A 20,478-nucleotide genomic window follows, 5' to 3' on the forward strand; every position below is an offset into this window, starting at 1 on the left:
ATTATGAATTAAATAGTGTGATTATGCAAAAGGCAGTCCATAGCGGGTTGCCTTTTGTCGTGCAAAAAAATAAAAATATGGAGGTTTATTATGGCAGACGAAAGAACAGAAAAACAAAAAGTAAAGGAAATCACAGATAAGCTGGAGGAAGGATTAAAGGAGCTTTTTGAGAGTGAAAAGTACAAGACATATCACATTGATGGAAAACCACACTTTGTATACAGTTGGAAACTGGAGCCTACGGACAAACTTCCAAAGGGCAAGAAGCCATGCCTCTTCCTTCGTGAATTGGAAAAACAGGTAAACACAGATTTGGATTTGCTTGTAAATATCGTGGACGGACAGATGACAGTCTGTGAACTGGTAGACCGATATTTGAAAACAAAGACAGGAGTAAGGCAAAGCACGAAACAGGGATATGTTACAGTACAGAGATTACTTGCGAAGGAAGCATTTGGCAAAAAGACGATACGAAGTGTGAAAACATCCGATGCAAAGCTGTTTCTTATAAAATTGCAACAGGAAGATGGGAAAAGCTACAGTTCCATTCATACCATCCGGGGAGTGCTGCGACCAGCCTTTCAGATGGCAGTGGATGATGACATTCTGGTAAAGAATCCATTCGGATTTCAGCTTGCCGGAGTGTTGGTAAATGATGCAGTTACAAGAGAGGCAATTTCCAAAGACCAGATGAGAAAGTTCCTAAAGTTTGTGCATGACGATGTGGTGTACTGTAAATACTATGAAGTGGTGTACATACTCTTTCATACGGGAATGCGAATATCGGAATTTTGTGGCTTGACGCTGAAGGACATTGATCTTGAGAACAGAACTGTAAATATTGACCACCAGTTGCAGAGAACATCGGATATGCGGTACATCATAGAAACCACAAAAACGGATGCTGGAACAAGAGTATTGCCGATTACAGAGGATGTGGCACAGATGTTTCAGGCAATCATTGAGGGTAGAAATGCGCCAAAAGTGGAGAAATCTATAGACGGATATAGTGGATTCCTATTTTACGATGATAATGGGATGCCACTTGTTGCAATGCATTGGCAACACCGCTTTAATCATATGGTCGGCAGATACAATGATATCTACCGGGTGCAGATGCCAAACATTACACCTCATGTATGCCGACACACCTATTGCTCGAATATGGCAAAATCGGGAGTGAATCCAAAGACGCTGCAGTACCTCATGGGGCATTCGGATATTAGTGTTACGATGAATGTGTACACGCATATCAATTTCGATGATGCAGAGGAAGAACTGAAACGAATGGAAGAATTCAGAAAAGCACAGGCAGAGATTGAAAAGAAAAACGATGCAAAAGCGGTATCGCAGAAAATGTTTAAAATAGTGTAGTATTGCTATACGGTAGAAACGCTCCGGGTTTATTGGGGCGTTTTTTCTATGGAAAAATGATGAGGGTGACGATATAATAAAAAGACTGAAAGAGAGAAAGTGGGGAATGACATGAAGATAAAGAAGCGAAATATAGAATTAGCTACAAGTGTAAGTATTATTATGCTTTTGGTATTAGCATATGTTCACTTTGCAGATGAAGAAGAATTGTTTCGTGTAGGAAATAGAATTGAGGAAATACTGCATATTTATACCAACATAAGCGTTGTGAAAATGCAATCTTTTATAGAGGTTGTTACATCCGGCGTATTAGGAAGTGCGCTTGTTGCACTGTTTTTTTATGTGCAAGATTATTATTGTGAACGAGAAAAGGAGTTGCACAATGCAATAGAACATATAAATGAATTTAGTAAGACTTATTCAGAAATTCCATTTTGTAGATACTTTGAAAATACGGATTATGCTAAATTGGCAAGAGATTATTATATAGAATATTATGATAATGAATTTCAGCTAGAAGTGAAAAAAACAGCGGATGATTATTTGAAAACAATTCCAAAGGCTGCTAGAAGAGTTTTGAAGGCTGAAATTAATAATAAAAAGTTTGGTGAGAGCTATGAAGCAAAAAGTAAATTAGAGAAGTATTTAACGGAGAAATTCAACGGAGTAGAAGCTGAAAGTTGTAAAGAATACATAGAAGCCGAATTAAAAACCATTATTAAGGAAATCGATTATAAAATGGAAAAAGCCATAAATGCTTATCAAGGAATTATGGAACTGGATATGTCAGAGTTTGAAAGTTTGGCTGACTCTGTAACAACATTTAAGAAATATGGTATTTTCAAGAAACGTTTTTTGAAAAAACACATGCTTGATATAGCAATATTTCCACATCTTCAAATTTCGATAAAGGATTTGGTAACGGAACAAAAGAGACATGTTAAGGTTCATAAAGGGGTGTATAATAAAGTGTTAGCTGCGTATATGGTTTGGGATGAGTATAAGTGTAACACAGAAAATGTTTTAAAGAGAATTGTGAGAATTTTAAAGCGTACACAAAAATACACATACTCTCAGTTTTCTATGCACAATTATTCTGAACTAAAAAAATATAATAAGAAAGAGTTATTGGTAATGCTTATGATTTTACAGAAAGCATTTTTGGGTACGGATACAGCACAAATTTTGCCAGAGTACGAGCCGATTTTGTTTTCTTATAATAAAGTTGTATATAATATTACAAATTTATCGAGAATATTATTATATGAATTAACGGAACGATATGAATATAGAGATATTCGCACTTTCGCAATGGTGAAAGATGCCTATGAAAAAAATCAACATATATGGAGTAATTCATATTCAGGTGAAGATTTAAATAGTGATTTTTTTCGAATATAGGGGCGGATATGCAAAAATCTTACATAGATGAAGAATGCATCTTGGGATGCTTGGAAAGATTAGTTGAAGAATATATAGAACAGGAAGATTATAAGTATAAATTTGATTTTTAGTTTTCAAATAATCATGAGGTTGAAACTTCTATTTTATCTAAAATGATTTTTATGAGATTACTAGAAATAGATAAAAGTAAAGTAAAATGCATTTTTTATCTACAATTAGGATTGATGAAACAAAAGTATCTTTTGATATAATGAACAATCCTAAAGCTTCAAAACGTGATTTTTATAGACTAGGAAGCATCGCAAAAAGAGTGGGTGCGAGTAATCTTTTTAAATGGGAAGAACTTAAATACACGATTGGGAATTTTGCACCGATACCCAATGCTCATAGGAAAGGTTTACGACATCTTCAATTTGTCCATAATAATAAAAATGAAAAATGGGATTTCTTATTAAGTTATTGTAAGGAATATTGGGATGATTACTCTTGTGATTTATATCCAACTTTTAGAGATTATATAATAAAAACGGCACAGCATTTGTATATTAAAGATGTATTGGAAGATTTTAAGTCAAATCTTAGGGGGCGGCAAATAGAGGATGTTAAAACAAATGAATTTGAAAATTGGGATAGCATATTAAGAGATAAAAGTAAAACGTGTGAACTAATTAGTTTTGGAGAAAAGACTACAAATATAGACAATATTGAAGAAATCATCGAACTAATATGCTTGTTGACTAAAACTAGGGGAAGGATGATAATTTCATTGTTAAAGAAGAAAAATCCTTAGTAGTAAGCCTTTTCCTTTTACTACTATTTCTACTACCAACAGGTAGTAACAACTTGCATGGTTCTGCTCTGATTTGCCACAATCACACATTTCAGAGCAAAAATACGAACAACAAAATTCCCGGAAACCCTCGAAAAACAGGGCATTCCGGGGCAAAACAAGGAGAAACAAAACAATGATAAAAGCGCTTTTCATCTGTCACGGCAACATCTGCCGTTCCACCCTAGCCCAAAGTGTCTTCACCCACAAAGTCGCATCCCAAGGGCTTTCCGCCCACTTCCTTATCGACAGCGCCGCCACAAGCACCGAAGAAATCGGCAATCCACCGCACCGGGGGACGGTGAATAAGCTGAGGAAGGTTGGAATTCCTCTGGTGCCGCACCGGGCGCGGCAGGTGACGTGGGCGGATTATGAGAAATTTGATTATATCATAGGTATGGACAGTGCCAATATCCGAAATTTAAACCGGATGCTGAAAGGCGATCCGGAGGGGAAAATATATAAATTCCTTACATTTGCAGGTTCAGACCGTGACATCGCGGATCCGTGGTATACGGGTGATTTTGACGCGACGTATGAAGATGTTCTGGAGGGCTGTGTGGGTTTTCTGGCATATCTGAAAGAACAGGGACAGATATAACCAAAAGTTTGATGAGTATCCATTTCAGGTTAAGATGGAAGGAACGGACTGTTTCTGTTGCAATGTATCAGTGTGCTGGAGGAACATTCGGGCGATTCGTGGATTAAAAAATATATTTTCCCGGGCGTAATGGTTCTAAGTCTCTGGGAAATGATTTCTTGTGGTTCAGCAGATGGATTTTATATCCTGGATATGGAAAATCTGCGTCTGCACCAGATTATATTTACAAAAGGAATTAATAATGACTTGCCGATGACACGCTGGTATTAATAAGTGGAGTGCTTTTTTATTTCCAGCTGAATCCGTTCGCAGAGATCCTTGACCGTGACAAGCTCGATAAAATCCGTTTCCGGAATATCGATCTCGAAGCAGTCTTCGATCTCTGTGATAAAGTATACGATCAAAAATGAATCCAGCTCCAGATCGTCGATCAGGCGGTCATCCGGTGTCAGCGGGCGGGAGATTTCTACGTATTCTGATAGAATGTCTTTTATTTCAACCAGGATTTCTTCCTGCGTCAGTTTGTGTTTCATGAGAAGTTCCTCCTAATATATGTAATTCATGCAGCTGTTTTTATTGTAAATTTAACATAGAATCTGTGTTTGAGAGATGATTCTATCTGTGTGTTTATTTTATCATGAAACTGCCCGCTTGAGTAGATATATCCCTTAAAATAGGAGGAGCCGACAGGAACGGACTCCTGTCGGCGTAGGTATGAAAAAGTATATTATGAAAGGTCTTTTGCCTTTACGCGTATTACTATATCGAAAAAATGTGATAAAAGTATGTTCGGAATGTGAAGAAATCATAAATTTCGGAAAATATTTTGGAAGTGGATGGGGGAATAAAAATGACACGCAGATATAAGTTTGTGCAATTTTATTCATAAAAATGAAAATATATGCGTGAAATTTCTGAAAAAGATAGAATGTAAAAAGGTAATATGATATAATAAGCGCAAGTGAGCCAGAGAGCTGCTTGCAGATTTATGGCGAACGGCGAATGGCGATCACGATAGCTGCGTCAGCAGCGGTAAGCATCGAAGATGCGAATCGTGATATAATATGAACACTTACAGAGAACTTGTCAAATCTAGTGTGAGTTATAGCTGAACATTTGATGAATCTGAGATAAAGGAGAAAAATAATCAAAATAAAGATTCAAAAAAACATATCTACAAAGAAGAAGGCAGAACATCAGGCGGATGCAAAAGCATTTGCCGGAACGGGTTCAGAAAGGACAGGGAACGATGCGGGCGTTTACATTTGAAAATGCGACAAAAATTTATTTTGGCGGAGGTTGTGTGAAAGAGCACCTGCTGGAGGCGGTGAAGCCGTATGGGGAAATGGTGATGCTGGCATATGGCGGCGGCTCGATCAAGACGAATGGCATTTATCAGGAAGTGATGGATGTCTTAAAGCTGGCTGGAAAACAGGTGATAGAATTTTCTGGCATCATGCCGAATCCGACCTACAGCAAGGTGATGGAAGGGAAAAAAGTCGTACAGGAAAATCAGGTAGCTCTGATTCTGGCAGTGGGCGGCGGTTCGGTCATGGACTGCAGCAAGGCGATCTCAATGGCGGCTGCGACGGACAAGGACGTCTGGGAGGAATACTGGATCAAAAAGGGCGAGATTGATTTTGAGCCGGTTCCGGTGGGCGTGATTGTGACCGTGGTCGGCACTGGAAGCGAGGTCAACGGCGAGGGTGTAATCACCCATGAGGAACAGAAAATTAAGACGAGCCGGAATTATCCGCGCTGCAATCCGGTGTTTGCGATGATGGACCCGAAATATACCTACACGGTTTCTCCACTCCAGACGGCAGCGGGCGGTTTTGATATGCTCAGCCATGTGATGGAGACATATTTCAGTGCACCGGATGAGGATAATCTTTCGGATGCGATCTCGGAGGCGTTGATGCGGAGTATTATTGAGAACCTGCCGGTGGCGATCCGGGAACCGGAAAATTATGAGGCGCGCAGCAACCTGATGTGGGCGTCCACGATGGCGGAGATTGGCATTATCAAATTAGGAAAACAGTGTGATTTTGAGGCGCATATGATTGAACATCAGATGGGGGCTTACACGGACTGCAACCACGGCATGGGACTTGGCGTGATCCATCCGGCGTATTATCGTCGAATTTGCCGGGACGGCATCAAGAAATTTGTGAAATTTGCCGTAAATGTCTGGGGAATGTCACCAGATGGCGGCGATGAGGAAGAACTGGCATTTGGCGGAATTGACGCATTGCAGGCGTTTATTCAGGAGATTGGTTTGCCGGGGACGCTGCGGGAACTGGGGATCACAGATCAGAGCCTGCTGAAAACGATTGCTGATTCATGTATCCGCAATGACGGCGGGTATCGGCAGCTGACGCACGCGGAAATCTTGGATATTTTGGAAGAGTGCTATTAGTACAAAGGAGGAAAATCATGCCACACATTGCAATATCTATGTACCCGGGACGGAGCCGGGAAGAGAAAGCAGCGCTGGCTGAGAAGGTCAGAACGCTGGTATCAGAAGAATTAAAGAAGGATCCGAAGGTTGTGACGGTATCGGTTCATGATGTACCGGCTGAGAAATGGCAGGAACATTTGGATGCGATTCCGGGCGAGGAGAGATTCTATTAGAAGTCTAAGTCGGGGTTGCAGAAAGAGGCAAAAGATCATCAGACGATGGATAATATACCAATGGATAATATAGCTCAAGCAGTGTCGAAAAAATAAACTGCAAAAGATATATAATAATGAATAAAAAAGAACGGACTGTTCATAAATAGACAAAAAAGCATAGGATGTAGAAAATAGATATTTGAACTGTGCCGGTTTACAGAGTATCATCTGTAAACCGGGCAGAAAGAAGCACATTTACGCGCATTACTTAGTGGATTTTGTCTGTATGAACAGTCTTTTTTGCAGCATTTTATAATTGAGAAAACATTTCATTTACTCCTTTTAAATTTCCACAAATATTTCTTGACATTTCCCAGTTACATTCATATAATGAACATATGAACAATGATTCATATAAATAAAAATATTTCAAAGAAATCTTGATAAAATCCTGCAAACTGGTTTCACGAAAGAAGCAGTGAAGCAGGGCAGAAACGCGTAGCATGAAGGGAGAAATCGGATGGCAATTCATGATGTAGAGTGCTGTGAGGAGTGTGCTGTTCACGATGAGGTTGTGCAGTCGGTCCGGGGAATGCTGCCGGATGACGATGATTTGTATGATCTGGCGGAGCTGTTTAAGGTATTTGGTGATTCGACGCGGATCCGGATTTTGTTTGTGCTGTTTGAGTCGGAGATGTGTGTCTGCGACATTGCACAGCTGCTTAATATGACGCAGTCGGCGATTTCGCATCAGCTTCGGATTCTCAAGCAGTCGCAGCTTGTCAAGAGCCGCCGGGACGGAAAGTCGGTGTTCTATTCGCTGGCAGACGACCATGTTTACCGGATTATCAACCAGGGCTTTGAGCATATTAAAGAATAGCAAGTTCCTTGAATGATGATAATGGATTGAATGAATGTGAAAGCGGTGCTATCTGTAAAGAAAAAAATTGCAGGTCTCGGAAAGCAAACATTAAAAATTTATAACTCAATAAAAAGAGGAGGATTATCATGAAGAAGAAATTTAAATTAACTGATCTGGATTGTGCAAACTGTGCAGCAAAGATGGAGGATGCGATCAAGAAGCTGGATGGAGTCAATGATGCGAGTGTCAGCTTTATGATGCAGAAAATGACGATCGATGCGGATGACGCACGTTTCGACGAGATCATGAAAGAGGTTGTAGAAGTGTGCAAGAAGGTGGAACCGGACTGCATTATTAATATGTAAAATTGGAAAAGGCATAATCGGATCAAAAGCTGCTTTTTAAAAGAATAAAATCAGATTGTGTAATGCACAGAAGGGCAAAGTAAAAAGATATAGGCAAATGAGCTGTGCCGGCACATTTTCCTATATCTTTTTTTCTGGGAATGTGTTTCCAGAATGAAGGGAGGCTTTATGAATCAGAAGCAGAAAACGATGCTGAAGCGGATCGTCGCGGCGGCAATCGTATATATCGCGGCGGCAGCAGCGAAAAAAATGAATGTATTTGCCGGAATGCCGCAGCCGTGGACAGAGTTAGTCGTATTTTTAATTCCGTATCTGATTATTGGATGGGATATTGTATACAAGGCGTTCCGGGGGATTAAAAATGGTCAGGTGTTTGATGAGAATTTCCTCATGACAGTAGCGACGTTCGGAGCGTTCGGTGTGGGCGAGTTTTCTGAGGCGGTTGCGGTTATGCTGTTCTATCAGGTTGGCGAGTTGTTTCAGAGTTATGCGGTCAACCGTTCGCGCCAGTCGATCAGCGATCTCATGAATATCTGCCCGGAATATGCCAATATTGAAAAAGATGGACAGATAGAGCAGGTCGATCCGGATGATGTGGAAGTAGATGACATCATCGTGGTACAGCCGGGAGAGCGGATTCCGCTGGATGGCGTGGTGGTAGAGGGTGAATCGATGATCGATACCTCGGCGCTGACTGGTGAATCGGTACCGCGCCGTGCGGCAGCCGGGGATGGAATCATCAGCGGATGTGTCAATGGCAGCGGGCTTCTGCGGGTGCGCGTGACGAAAGAATTTGATGATTCGACGGTGGCGCGGATTCTGGAACTGGTGGAGAATGCCAGTAGCAAGAAGGCGAAGGTGGAGAACTTTATCACCCGGTTTGCCAGATATTATACGCCGGTGGTCGTGATCGCGGCGGTTGCTTTGGCATTTGTGCCGCCGATTGTGCTGGGCGGAGAATTTGGCGAGTGGATTCAGAGAGCTTGTATTTTCCTGGTAATTTCCTGCCCGTGTGCGTTGGTGATTTCGGTTCCGCTTAGCTTCTTTGGCGGCATTGGTGCTGCATCCCGCATCGGTGTGTTAGTTAAGGGAAGCAATTATCTGGAGGCAGTTTCGGAGCTGGATACGGTTGTATTTGATAAGACAGGCACCCTGACGAAGGGCGAGTTTAAAGTGACGGAGCTGCATCCGGCGGGAATCAGAGAGGATGAGCTTCTGGAGCTGGCGGCGTATGCCGAGAATTATTCGACGCATCCGATCGCGGAATCGATACGGGAGGCGTATCGTGAGAGAAAATGCAGTTTGGCAGAAGCAGAAACTCAAAAGGCGAATGCGGGAACAGCAGAAATCGTTCTGGATGCTGACAATGACACAATAAAAGAGGTGCAGTCCAAAGAGGGTGTGCAGGGAGTGGTACGCAAACCCCTGATCGACTTAACCCGCATCGGTGAAACCAACGAGATTTCCGGTCATGGTATCGAGACAACGATCGACGGTCACATAGTTCTGGCGGGTAATGGACGCCTGATGAAGAGTAAAAATATACCGTATCAGGAATGCGACGGCATCGGCACTGTGATTTATCTGGCAAAGGACGGAAAATTTGCCGGAAGTATCCTGATTGCCGATACGATCAAGCCGGAGACGGAGGATGCGATCCGTGGACTGAAAGCGGCTGGAATCCGCCGTACTGTTATGCTGACGGGCGACCGGAAAGCGGTCGGCGAGGCGGTGGCTGCGAAGGTTGGCATCGATCAGGCGTACACGGAGCTGCTTCCGGCGGATAAGGTGCAGAAGGTCGAGGAGATGCTGGCGGAGATGACCGGAAAGCGGAAGCTGGCATTTGTCGGCGACGGCATCAACGATGCACCGGTTCTCTCCCGCGCAGATGTCGGTATTGCAATGGGAAGCATGGGAAGTGACGCGGCGATCGAGGCGGCGGACATTGTCCTGATGGATGATAACCCGGCGAAGATTGCAGGTGTGGTTAAAATCGGACGCAAGACAATGGCAATCGCGCACCAGAATATCGTGTTTGCCCTGGCGGTTAAGGCGGTTGTGCTTCTGATGGGCGCGGCTGGAGTGGCGAATATGTGGGAAGCCGTGTTTGCGGACGTCGGTGTTTCCGTCATTGCAATTTTAAATGCGATGAGGGCATTAAGAACTAAATAATCGGTAATATCAAAAAGCTATGGCGGAAGGAATACTTGATGGTTCCGGAAACTGTAGCTTTTTAAACTTGCGGCTCTAAGGGATTTATATATAAAACCAATATTTGCAAGTGGTAAAAGAATAGGTATAAGAAAGAAATCAAGGCTTGGAAAAGACAAAATGCTGGGAACCATACAGAATTTCCAAAATAGTTGTAATAATCCTTAATAAAATAGTAATTGAAACTGACGGAAGAATGAAGTATGATCAAATACCATAGGATATTAGACGGAAAGGAAGGAACAGGATGAAAAAATGGATGAAAACGGCGCTTGTCCTGGCTGCAGCGGTCTGCCTGAGTGTGGCGGCTGCGTTCACAGCACTGGCGGCGCAGACGTTTCAGATAACCGCTTCGATCGGCTCCTGTCTGATTGGTTCGGGGCAGAATACAGTGGATATTTCACTTTCAAGCAACGGTGATACAACGGGGACGGACGGAAAGATTTATCTGTTTGAATTGCGGCCGTATGAGTCGGAGATTGGAAGCCGGACTGATTATGTCAGCAGCGTAGGCGCAGGGGAGACGAGGACCGTCTCGATTCCTTTAAACAAGGGAACTGCCCAGGACTGCCTTTACAGCCGGTTTGTTCCGGCAGTGTTTGACGGAACTACATTTACGGCAGTTGGCGCGGCACATTATATCACAAATCCGGAGGTGGTTGCATCCAATCAGGATGCGTTTAAGACGCCGCTGACGAAAAAGGGCTTGAATATCCAGTTAAATATGCTCAACGATGCATTTACACTGGGTGTCAAACATGTGGCGGTCAATATCGCATTTTCCCAGTTTTTAGGAAGTGGCATTGATTATGAGTACGATGGAAAAACGTATCATTTTAATAAGTCGGTGGTTGAAAATTATGACAAGGTGATCAGTGCATATATCGGAAAAGATATATCTGTGACGGCGATCGTTTTAAATGACTGGAATGACGCGCACCCGGAACTGGTTCATGCGGGAACTGCGAAATCTTCGAGCGCCAATTATTATATGTTTAACACGAAGACACAGGAAGGATTTGAGACAACGCGTGCGATCTTCGCGTTTTTGGCGGATCGTTACAGCGGCAAGAATCATAATTCAAATTATGCGAAGATTTCCAACTGGATTCTGGGCAATGAGATCAACAACCAGATTTGGAACTACATGGGACCGGCAGATTTGAATACATATGTATCCACGTATCAGCAGGCATTCCGCACGTTCTACACGGCGATCAAGAGCACAAGTGCGAATGACCGGGTTTATTTTTCACTTGATTTCTGGTGGGGAGCTCCGTATGAGAACCTGAACGATCAGGTGCATTATACGGGCAAAGGCATTGTTGATACGTTTAACGCCTTGGCAGTAACGGAAGGCCAGATGGACTGGGGCATTGCCTACCATCCGTATCCGTACCCGATGACGGAACCGGAATTCTGGGATGATCCGGCAACGGGGCTGGTAACCGAGAGTGCAGATTCACCGATTGTCAACTTTGCAAACCTGCATGTACTGACCGATTATCTGAATCAGGATTCGATGAAGACAGCATCTGGCGAGGTGCGCCATGTCATTCTGACAGAGGAAGGATTTACTGCACAGAGTCTGACGCGCGGCGATGTGTCGGATATCCAGGCGGCGGCATTTGCATATTCTTACTATATCGTGGACAGTAACCCGTATATCGACGCGTACATTCTGAGTCGTCAGGTCGATGCGCCGTCAGAGGTAAGGGCAGGCTTAAGCTTCGGTCTGTGGTCCTGTGATATGAATCAGGGCAATGAGATTGTAGCGGTAAAGGATCGAAAGCTCTGGAGAGTTTTCCACGACATTGATCAGAAGAGATACACGCTGGAAACTTCGAATTTTGCAAAATCAATCATCGGAATTAATAAGTGGTCGGATGTGATTCCGAACTTCCGGTGGAAGTCTCTGGAACAGTAGCGGATGGTAGACAGAGACTTGTAGAACAAAAACTATAAGAAAAAAAGTATAAATAAAAAAGTGCCTTTCTTCTCGAAGAAAATTTCTTGAGAGGAAAAGCACTTTTTTTAGAAAATAAACGTATCTGATGTATCGGAGAACCGGGAGTCTCAGATACCATAGATGGTTTGCTGGAGTTTGTCTCCGAATTCTGCCGATTTTATCAGATCTTGAGTTCTTATCAGATCTTATTGCTCTGTCTCCAGATATGCATCTTCTCAGCTTCCTTAATCAGCTGATCGCGGAACTGCGGATGTGCAACGGAGATGATAGCTTCGCATTTCTGCCAGGTTGCAAGACCCTTTAAGTTTACTTTACCGTACTCAGTTACCAGGTAGTGCAGGTTTGCACGTGTATCGGTTACGATGGAACCCTGATTTAAGGTCGGGAGAATACGGGACTGCAGCTCGCCAGCCTTGTTCTTGAAGGTGGAGGAGCAGCAGATGAAGCTCTTTCCGCCCTTGGACAGGTAAGCGCCCAGAACGAAGTCAAGCTGTCCGCCTGCACCGCTGATGTGCTTGATTCCTGCGGACTCTGCATTTACCTGACCGAAGAGGTCGAGGTCAACCGCGTTGTTGATGGACATGAAGTTGTCCAGGGCTGCGATGGTGCGGACGTCGTTGGTGTAATCAACCGGAGCACTCATGCAGGCCGGGTTGTTGTTTAAGTAGTCATACAGTTTCTTGGTACCAGCGCCGAATGCGTATACCTGACGGCCTTTGTCCAGTGCTTTGTGAGCGCCTGTGATCTTGCCGGCTGCGGCAATATCAACGAATGCGTCAACGTACATCTCGGTGTGAACACCCAGATCCTTTAAGTCAGATTTCGCAATCAGGGAACCAACTGCGTTCGGCATACCGCCGATACCTAACTGTAAGCAGGCACCATCCGGGATCTCGTCTACGATCAGTTTTGCAACTGCTTCATCGACATCAGTCGCCGCTGCGCCGCCTCCCATCTCTGCGATGGTCGGGTTGCTGCCCTCTACGATCATGTCTACGTTGGAGATATGAACACCGTTCTCAAATCCGCCGAGGCAGACCGGCATATTTTCATTGACCTCTACGATGACAACCTTGGAAGTCTCGCAGCAGGCTGCCATATGGGAAGCATTTGGTCCGAAGTTGAAATAACCGTGCTCGTCCATCGGAGCGACCTGAAATACAGCTACATCCGGTTTGGTTGCGGACTCACGATAGTATCTCGGAAGCTCGGAATAACGGATCGGAGCATAGAAGCTGAATCCCTGTGCGATTGCCTTTCTCTCGATACCGCTCATGTGCCAGGAGTTCCAGGTCATATGAGCTGCCGGGTTTTCGATCTTGAAGATCTCCGGTACCCACATCAGGATACCGCCGCGGAAGTTTACATTCTCCAGTTCCGGAAGACGTTTTGCGATAGCAGCATCGACTGCTACCGGAGTGCCGGTGGTCCAGCCATAGTCAACCCAGTCGCCAGATTTAACGACGGAAGCAGCTTTTTCAGCGGAAACCAGCTTTTCTGCATACAGTTTCTTGTAATCCATATTTATTCACCTTGTCCTTTTTAATAATATGAAGAAGTCCGTACAAATGCGTGATTCGGACATCCCCCGTTGTTTATCAGTGTATCATCTCCACTACCCCTTGTCAACGAAAGAGGCGGAGGACAAAATAGGGGAAAATGACGACATATTCATATTTATGAATTACAGATATAAGCATATGTAAATGGAAGAGAAATGAGTTTGTCTATTAATTCACAAACAAAATACCGTGTTGGTTATAATGCCAGAGAAGACCACTTTTATTGAGAAAACGGAAGAAAAAAATTGTGCATTCCGCCTAAAGGAGATCAAAACGATGTAGAAATAAGTGGATTGTACGCGGAAAAATGAGAATCTTAAATCTTTATAAATCCATTGATAATTATTTGACAGGAGCCGCGCGGGGTGTTAAGATACAAATACACTATCATATTTATCACTATTTTACTATTTACTGCAGTTGTGTTATTTACGTGGTGGATCATTTTCAAGGAGGATTTTTTCAATGTCTAAGAAAGTCGTAATTGCAAGTGCATGCCGTACCGCAGTAGGTTCCATGGGTGGCCAGCTCAGTACTGTTCCAGCAGCTGAGATGGGTGCCGTAGTTATCAAGGAGGCTCTGAAGAGAGCAGGCGTTGCTCCGGAGCAGGTTGATCACGTATACATGGGATGTGTTATCCAGGCTGGCCTTGGTCAGAACGTAGCACGTCAGATGTCTCTGAAAGCTGGTCTTCCGGTAGAAGTTCCGGCAGTTACCCTGAACGTGGTTTGCGGTTCTGGTCTGAATGCTGTAAACGCAGCAGCAGATATGATCCTTGCAGGCGATGCTGACATCGTAGTAGCTGGTGGTGCAGAGAACATGTCCGCAGCTCCGTATGCTCTGATGAAGGCTCGTTACGGATACCGTATGAACAATGCGACCATGATCGACACCATGGTAAATGACGCTCTGTGGGATGCATTCAACGATTACCACATGGGTATCACCGCTGAGAACATCTGCGATCAGTGGGGTATCACAAGAGAAGAACTCGATGAGTTTGCAGCAGCTAGCCAGCAGAAGGCTTGCGCAGCTATCGAGGCTGGACGTTTCAAAGACGAGATCGTTCCGATCGAAGTTAAGAAGAAAAAAGAGACTGTTATCGTAGATACCGATGAGGGTCCGCGTCCGGGTTCCACTGTAGAGGTTCTTGGCAAGCTTCGTCCGGCATTCAAGAAAGACGGACGTGTAACAGCTGGTAACGCTTCCTCCATCAACGATGGTGCAGCAGCTGTAGTTGTTATGAGCGAAGAGAAAGCAAAAGAACTGGGTATCAAACCGATGGCTACATGGGTAGCAGGCGCTCTGGGCGGTGTAGATCCGAGCATCATGGGTATTGGACCGGTTGCAGCTACCAAGAAAGTTCTGAAGAAGACAGGCTGGAAGGTAGAAGACTTCGACCTGATCGAGGCAAACGAGGCATTCGCAGCTCAGTCTATCGCTGTAGCTCGTGACCTTGGCTTCAACAAAGACATCCTGAACGTAAACGGCGGTGCAATCGCTATCGGACATCCGGTAGGAGCATCTGGCTGCCGTATCCTGACAACTCTGTTATACGAGATGCAGAAACGTGACGCTAAGAAGGGTCTGGCTACTCTGTGTATCGGTGGCGGCATGGGCTGCGCAACGATCGTTGAGAGAGACTAATTTCTGACGCAGAACCGGAGTCGTCGGGGCTTATCCCCGGCGCTCCGGCTGTTTCTGGTTTTACGTATTTCAATTCAAGAGCTTTTTAGGAGGAACTGGAAGTGGGATTTGTAGACTATGAGGTAGACGGACACGTCGCAGTCATAACTATTAATCGTCCGAAGGCACTGAACGCGTTAAACGAGGATGTGCTGAAGGATATTGAAGCTGCATTTGATGCAGTAGACCTTTCCGAAATTCGTGCAATTATCCTGACCGGCGCAGGAGAGAAATCTTTCGTAGCCGGTGCTGACATCGCTGCTATGAGCGTGATGACCAAGGAGCAGGGCGAGCACTTCGGTAAATTCGGCAACGATATTTTCCGCAAGATCGAAACTTTCCCGGTTCCGGTTATCGCGGCAGTAAACGGTTTCGCACTCGGCGGCGGCAACGAGCTTGCCATGAGCTGTGATATCCGTATCTGCTCGGACAATGCATTATTCGGACAGCCTGAAGTAGGTCTTGGTATTACACCAGGCTTCGGCGGTACACAGAGACTCGCACGTCTCATCGGACCGGGCAAGGCAAAAGAGATGGTATTTGCGTCCCGCAACATCAAAGCGGACGAGGCATACCGTGTCGGACTTGTAAATGCTGTTTATACACAGGAAGAGCTGATGCCGGCTGCGAAGAAGCTGGCAGGCGCTATCGCAAAGATGGCTCCGATCGCTGTCAGAAACAGCAAGAAGGCGATGAACGACGGACTTCAGACTGATATGGATCAGGCTATCGTGATCGAGGAAAAACTGTTTGGCGGATGCTTCGAGACAGAAGATCAGAAGAACGGTATGCAGGCATTCCTTGAGAAACGGAAAGTGGAGCAGTTTAACAATAGATAGTTAGTTAAATTATAGTTGTATAATTTCAGGAGGATTTGTCATGAAAGTTGGTATTATTGGTGCAGGAACCATGGGTTCCGGAATCGCTCAGGCATTTGCCCAGGTAGATGGATATGAAGTATGCCTGTGTGATATTAACGAAGAGTTTGCTTCCAACGGCAAACTGAAAATTTCCAAGAACTTTGAGAAGAGAGTAGCAAAAGGAAAGATGGCAAAAGAGGATGCAGACAAGATCCTTGCCAGAATCCATACCGGCGTTAAGACTATCTGCAGCGACTGCGATCTCGTAGTTGAGGCAGCAATCGAGAACATGGAGATCAAAAAACAGACCTTTAAAGAGCTGGGCGCTATCTGCAAGGCAGACTGCGTATTCGCTACCAACACCTCTTCTCTGTCCATTACTGAGATCGGTGCAGGTCTTGACCGCCCGGTTATCGGTATGCACTTCTTCAACCCGGCTCCGGTTATGAAGCTGGTTGAGGTTATCGCAGGCTTAAACACTCCGGTAGAGATTGTTGACAAAGTTAAGACGATCTCTGAAGAGATCGGCAAGATCCCGGTACAGGTAGAAGAGGGCGCTGGTTTCGTAGTAAACCGTATCCTCATCCCGATGATCAACGAAGCTATCGGTATCTACGCTGAGGGCGAGGCTTCTGTAGAGGGTATCGATACCGCTATGAAGCTGGGTGCTAACCATCCGATGGGACCGCTTGAACTGGGCGACCTGGTAGGTCTGGACGTTGTTCTGGCTATCATGGAAGTACTTCAGTCTGAGACTGGTGACCCGAAGTACCGTCCGCAGCCGCTTCTTAGAAAGATGGTTCGCGGCGGCAAGCTTGGCCGTAAGTCTGGCGAAGGCTTCTACAAGTACAACTAATATGTACATAAGTCTGGCTTCTTGACCAGATGAAAACATAATAGAGTACCAGATTTTTAAGAACCGCAACGGGGCGGCGCTTAAAGCCGCCTCTTAAGCGTATATAAGAAAATGATGGAGGAATAGACACATGGATTTTACATTAAGTAAAGAGCATGAAATGGCGAGAAAGTTATTCCATGACTTCGCCGAGAACGAAGTAAAACCTTTGGCACAGGAAGTTGACGAGACAGAGCACTTCCCGGAGGAAACCGTTAAAAAGATGCAGAAGCTTGGCTTCATGGGCATCCCGGTTCCGAAGGAGTATGGCGGACAGGGCTGTGATCCGTTAACATACGCTATGTGCGTTGAGGAGCTTTCCAAAGTTTGTGGTACTACCGGCGTTATCGTATCTGCACACACATCTCTGTGCTGCGATCCGATCCAGACTTTCGGTACTGAAGAGCAGAAACAGAAATACCTGGTTCCGCTTGCTAAGGGCGAGAAGCTTGGTGCTTTCGGTCTTACTGAGCCGGGTGCTGGTACAGATGCTCAGGGTCAGCAGACCAAGGCTGTATTAGACGGCGACGAGTGGGTATTAAACGGCTCCAAAGTTTTCATTACCAATGGTAAAGAGGCTGACATTTACGTTATCATCGCTGTAACAGGCGTTGTTGAAGTAAAGGGCAGAAAGAAAAAAGAGATCTCTGCATTTATCGTAGAGAAAGGAACTCCGGGCTTCACCTTCGGTACCAAAGAGAAGAAGATGGGTATCCGTGGATCTGCTACATACGAGCTGATCTTCACAGATTGCCGTATCCCGAAAGAGAACCTGCTTGGCCAGAAGGGCAAAGGTTTCCACATCGCTATGCATACCCTGGATGGCGGACGTATCGGTATCGCTTCCCAGGCACTTGGTCTTGCAGAGGGCGCTCTTGAGAGAACTGTTGATTATGTAAAAGAGAGAAAACAGTTTGGTCGTGCTATCGGTCAGTTCCAGAACACTCAGTTCCAGCTGGCAGATATGGCTACCAAAGTTAAAGCAGCTCAGCTCCTTGTTTACAGAGCAGCCGTTGCTAAGAAGACACAGAAAACCTATTCTGTAGAAGCAGCTATGGCTAAACTGTATGCAGCAGAGGTTGCTATGGAAGTTACAACCAAGGCTGTACAGCTTCACGGTGGTTACGGCTACACGAGAGAGTACGACGTAGAGCGTATGATGCGTGATGCTAAGATCACTGAGATCTACGAGGGTACATCTGAGGTTCAGAGAATGGTTATCTCCGCTGATCTGTTAAAATAATTCAGTCTGCAGAGAAATCAGAACAATCTCAGTCCTAGAGAAAAAAGAAAAAAATAAGGAGTGAAAATACCGTGAAAATTGTAGTTTGTGTAAAACAGGTTCCGGATACCAAAGGCGGAGTTAAATTTAACCCGGATGGTACTCTTGACAGAAGCGCAATGCTGGCAATCATGAACCCAGATGATAAAGCAGGTCTGGAGGCAGCGCTTCGCTTAAAAGATCAGTATGGTGCAGAAGTTACCGTAGTTACTATGGGTCTTCCGAAGGCTGAAGAGGTTCTTCGCGAGGCTATGGCTATGGGCGCAGACAATGGTGTTCTTGTAACTGATCGTGTACTTGGTGGTGCAGATACCTGGGCTACTTCCCAGACAATCGCAGGCGCACTTCGCAACCTGGATTATGACTTAATCATTACTGGCCGTCAGGCTATCGATGGCGATACCGCTCAGGTAGGTCCGCAGATCTCCGAGCACCTTGGCCTTCCGGTAATCAGCTACGCTCAGAAGATTCGTGAAGTAAACGAAGCTGAGAAATACATCGTAGTTGAGCGTCAGTATGATGATAGATATCATGTAGTAAAAGCACAGCTTCCGTGTCTTTTAACCGCTCTTGCAGAGTTAAACGAGCCGCGTTATATGACTCCGGGCGGAATCTTTGATGCATATGCAAAAGAGATCACCGTTTGGGGCAGAAAAGATCTGAAAGAGGTTGAGGATTCCAACCTTGGTCTGAAGGGATCACCGACACAGATCGCAAAAGCTTCCGATAAGGTAAGAAAGGGTGCTGGCGAGAAAGTAGAACTTGATCCGGCAGCTTCCGCAGATTATATCGTTGGCAAACTGGCAGAGAAACACATTATCTAATTATTTTATAGAAAAGAGTGGTGAATAAGATGAACAACTTAGAAGCATATAAGGGCGTATTTGTCTTTGCACAGCAGGTGGATAATGTTATCAGCAATATCGCTTTTGAGCTGATTGGCAAAGGTAAAGAATTAGCAAAAGATTTAGGAGTAGAAGTAACCGCTGTTTTAGTTGGTTCTGACGTTAAGGGTCTTGCAGATCAGTTAGCAGAGTACGGTGCAGACAAGGTTATCGTTGTAGACGATCCGGAGTTAAAAGAGTACCGTACAGAGCCGTACACACATGCAATCGCATCTGTTATCGAAGAGTTCAAACCGGAAATCTTCCTGATCGGTGCTACTGCAATCGGTCGTGACCTTGGTCCGCGTGTTTGCGCTAGAATCCATACAGGTCTGACTGCAGACTGTACAAAACTTGATATCGGTGATTTCCCGATGAATCCGGTTCCGGGTAGAGAGACAAAGCACAATCAGCTGCTTATGACTCGTCCGGCATTCGGCGGCAACACCATCGCTACCATCGCTTGCCCGGATTTCCGTCCGCAGATGGCAACCGTTCGTCCGGGTGTTATGCAGAAGGCTCCGAAGGAAGCTGGCAAAAAAGCTGTTGTTACTGAGTTCAATCCGGGATTCACAAAGAACAACAAATATGTTGATATTCTGGAAGTTGTTAAGGCTGTATCCAACACCGTTGATATCATGGATGCTAAGATCCTTGTATCCGGCGGCCGTGGCGTAGGAAGCCCGGAGAACTTCAAGATTCTGGATGATCTGGCAGAGGCTATCGGCGGTACCGTAAGCTGCTCTCGTGCAGTTGTAGATGCTGGCTGGAAGCCGAAGGATCTTCAGGTAGGTCAGACAGGTAAGACTGTTCGCCCGAACGTATACTTTGCAATCGGTATCTCCGGTGCTATCCAGCATCTGGCAGGTATGGAAGAGTCTGACATCATCGTTGCTATCAACAAAGATGAGTCTGCTCCGATCTTCGATGTTGCTGACTACGGCGTAGTAGGTGACTTAAACAAGATCGTTCCGATGCTGACTGAGAAGATCAAAGAAGCTAAAGCAGCAGCTAAGAACAACTAATTAAAAGCAGGAAGAGATATCTTCTTACAATAAATAAGCAGTAGAGTTTTGTA

19 protein-coding genes are annotated in these 20,478 nt (G+C 44.9%); 17 read left to right on the forward strand and 2 right to left on the reverse strand.

Features of this window, described 5'->3' with window-relative positions; all coding sequences use genetic code 11:
- Nucleotides 1–90: 90 nt before the first annotated feature.
- From PG862_RS10020 to PG862_RS10040, 5 genes are all read left to right on the forward strand, one after another.
- Complete coding sequence (locus PG862_RS10020; protein ID WP_270707273.1) at nucleotides 91–1,374, forward strand: tyrosine-type recombinase/integrase; 1,284 nt, start codon at nucleotides 91–93, stop codon at nucleotides 1,372–1,374.
- A gap of 111 nt (nucleotides 1,375–1,485) precedes the next feature.
- Nucleotides 1,486–2,775, forward strand: a complete 1,290-nt coding sequence (locus tag PG862_RS10025) for a hypothetical protein (protein ID WP_118443621.1) — start codon at nucleotides 1,486–1,488, stop codon at nucleotides 2,773–2,775.
- Nucleotides 2,776–2,974: 199 nt separating this feature from the next.
- Nucleotides 2,975–3,568, forward strand: a complete 594-nt coding sequence (locus tag PG862_RS10030; protein ID WP_118437753.1) for a hypothetical protein — start codon at nucleotides 2,975–2,977, stop codon at nucleotides 3,566–3,568.
- A gap of 175 nt (nucleotides 3,569–3,743) precedes the next feature.
- The gene (locus PG862_RS10035) at nucleotides 3,744–4,208 is read left to right on the forward strand and encodes a low molecular weight protein-tyrosine-phosphatase (RefSeq protein ID WP_270707275.1); all 465 of its coding nucleotides are present in this window, start codon (nucleotides 3,744–3,746) and stop codon (nucleotides 4,206–4,208) included.
- Between the two features lie 54 nt (nucleotides 4,209–4,262).
- Nucleotides 4,263–4,478, forward strand: coding sequence for a hypothetical protein (locus PG862_RS10040; RefSeq protein ID WP_456298770.1), 216 nt, complete (start codon nucleotides 4,263–4,265; stop codon nucleotides 4,476–4,478).
- Here the strand turns inward: PG862_RS10040 and PG862_RS10045 are convergent.
- Nucleotides 4,475–4,741, reverse strand: coding sequence for an acyl carrier protein (locus PG862_RS10045; protein ID WP_270707277.1), 267 nt, complete (start codon nucleotides 4,739–4,741; stop codon nucleotides 4,475–4,477). The genes PG862_RS10040 and PG862_RS10045 overlap by 4 nt on opposite strands.
- A 683-nt stretch (nucleotides 4,742–5,424) precedes the next feature.
- Here PG862_RS10045 and PG862_RS10050 point away from each other — a divergent pair.
- The 6 genes from PG862_RS10050 (at nucleotide 5,425) to PG862_RS10075 (ending at nucleotide 12,189) form a co-directional block, all read left to right on the forward strand.
- Entirely contained in the window at nucleotides 5,425–6,627 is a 1,203-nt protein-coding gene (locus PG862_RS10050) for an iron-containing alcohol dehydrogenase (protein WP_408640001.1), read from the forward strand.
- Between the two features lie 17 nt (nucleotides 6,628–6,644).
- The gene (locus PG862_RS10055; protein ID WP_117796107.1) at nucleotides 6,645–6,842 is read left to right on the forward strand and encodes a tautomerase family protein; all 198 of its coding nucleotides are present in this window, start codon (nucleotides 6,645–6,647) and stop codon (nucleotides 6,840–6,842) included.
- 502 nt (nucleotides 6,843–7,344) lie between these two features.
- Nucleotides 7,345–7,704 (forward strand): ArsR/SmtB family transcription factor, encoded by a 360-nt coding sequence (locus PG862_RS10060; protein ID WP_022358591.1) that lies wholly within the window; start codon nucleotides 7,345–7,347, stop codon nucleotides 7,702–7,704.
- A gap of 128 nt (nucleotides 7,705–7,832) precedes the next feature.
- Nucleotides 7,833–8,051, forward strand: a complete 219-nt coding sequence (locus PG862_RS10065; protein WP_022358590.1) for a cation transporter — start codon at nucleotides 7,833–7,835, stop codon at nucleotides 8,049–8,051.
- A 168-nt stretch (nucleotides 8,052–8,219) separates the two neighbouring features.
- Nucleotides 8,220–10,223, forward strand: coding sequence for a heavy metal translocating P-type ATPase (locus PG862_RS10070; RefSeq protein ID WP_270707279.1), 2,004 nt, complete (start codon nucleotides 8,220–8,222; stop codon nucleotides 10,221–10,223).
- A 286-nt stretch (nucleotides 10,224–10,509) separates the two neighbouring features.
- Nucleotides 10,510–12,189 (forward strand): DUF5722 domain-containing protein, encoded by a 1,680-nt coding sequence (locus PG862_RS10075; protein WP_270707281.1) that lies wholly within the window; start codon nucleotides 10,510–10,512, stop codon nucleotides 12,187–12,189.
- A gap of 220 nt (nucleotides 12,190–12,409) precedes the next feature.
- Here PG862_RS10075 and PG862_RS10080 read toward each other — a convergent pair whose 3' ends face one another.
- Nucleotides 12,410–13,753: a butyryl-CoA:acetate CoA-transferase gene (locus PG862_RS10080; protein ID WP_118472575.1), complete on the reverse strand. Its 1,344-nt coding sequence runs from the start codon at nucleotides 13,751–13,753 to the stop codon at nucleotides 12,410–12,412.
- 505 nt (nucleotides 13,754–14,258) lie between these two features.
- Here PG862_RS10080 and PG862_RS10085 point away from each other — a divergent pair.
- The 6 genes from PG862_RS10085 to PG862_RS10110 all read left to right on the forward strand — a co-directional run bounded on the left by PG862_RS10085 (nucleotide 14,259) and on the right by PG862_RS10110 (nucleotide 20,425).
- Entirely contained in the window at nucleotides 14,259–15,440 is a 1,182-nt protein-coding gene (locus PG862_RS10085) for an acetyl-CoA C-acetyltransferase (RefSeq protein WP_107001360.1), read from the forward strand.
- A gap of 101 nt (nucleotides 15,441–15,541) precedes the next feature.
- A complete protein-coding gene (locus PG862_RS10090; RefSeq protein ID WP_022358585.1) occupies nucleotides 15,542–16,318 on the forward strand; it encodes an enoyl-CoA hydratase-related protein in 777 nt (258 codons plus the stop codon).
- Nucleotides 16,319–16,358: 40 nt separating this feature from the next.
- Nucleotides 16,359–17,195, forward strand: a complete 837-nt coding sequence (locus tag PG862_RS10095; protein WP_270707282.1) for a 3-hydroxyacyl-CoA dehydrogenase NAD-binding domain-containing protein — start codon at nucleotides 16,359–16,361, stop codon at nucleotides 17,193–17,195.
- A gap of 130 nt (nucleotides 17,196–17,325) precedes the next feature.
- Nucleotides 17,326–18,477 carry an acyl-CoA dehydrogenase gene (locus tag PG862_RS10100; RefSeq protein WP_107001362.1) on the forward strand — a complete coding sequence of 384 codons (1,152 nt, stop codon included), beginning with the start codon at nucleotides 17,326–17,328 and terminating at the stop codon, nucleotides 18,475–18,477.
- A gap of 71 nt (nucleotides 18,478–18,548) precedes the next feature.
- Nucleotides 18,549–19,340, forward strand: a complete 792-nt coding sequence (locus tag PG862_RS10105) for an electron transfer flavoprotein subunit beta/FixA family protein (protein WP_107001363.1) — start codon at nucleotides 18,549–18,551, stop codon at nucleotides 19,338–19,340.
- Nucleotides 19,341–19,369: 29 nt separating this feature from the next.
- Complete coding sequence (locus tag PG862_RS10110) at nucleotides 19,370–20,425, forward strand: electron transfer flavoprotein subunit alpha/FixB family protein (protein ID WP_117796101.1); 1,056 nt, start codon at nucleotides 19,370–19,372, stop codon at nucleotides 20,423–20,425.
- The last annotated feature ends 53 nt before the right edge of the window (nucleotides 20,426–20,478 follow it).

The sequence above is a fragment of the Clostridium fessum genome, from assembly GCF_027698965.1.
GTDB classification, from domain to species: domain Bacteria; phylum Bacillota; class Clostridia; order Lachnospirales; family Lachnospiraceae; genus Otoolea; species Otoolea fessa.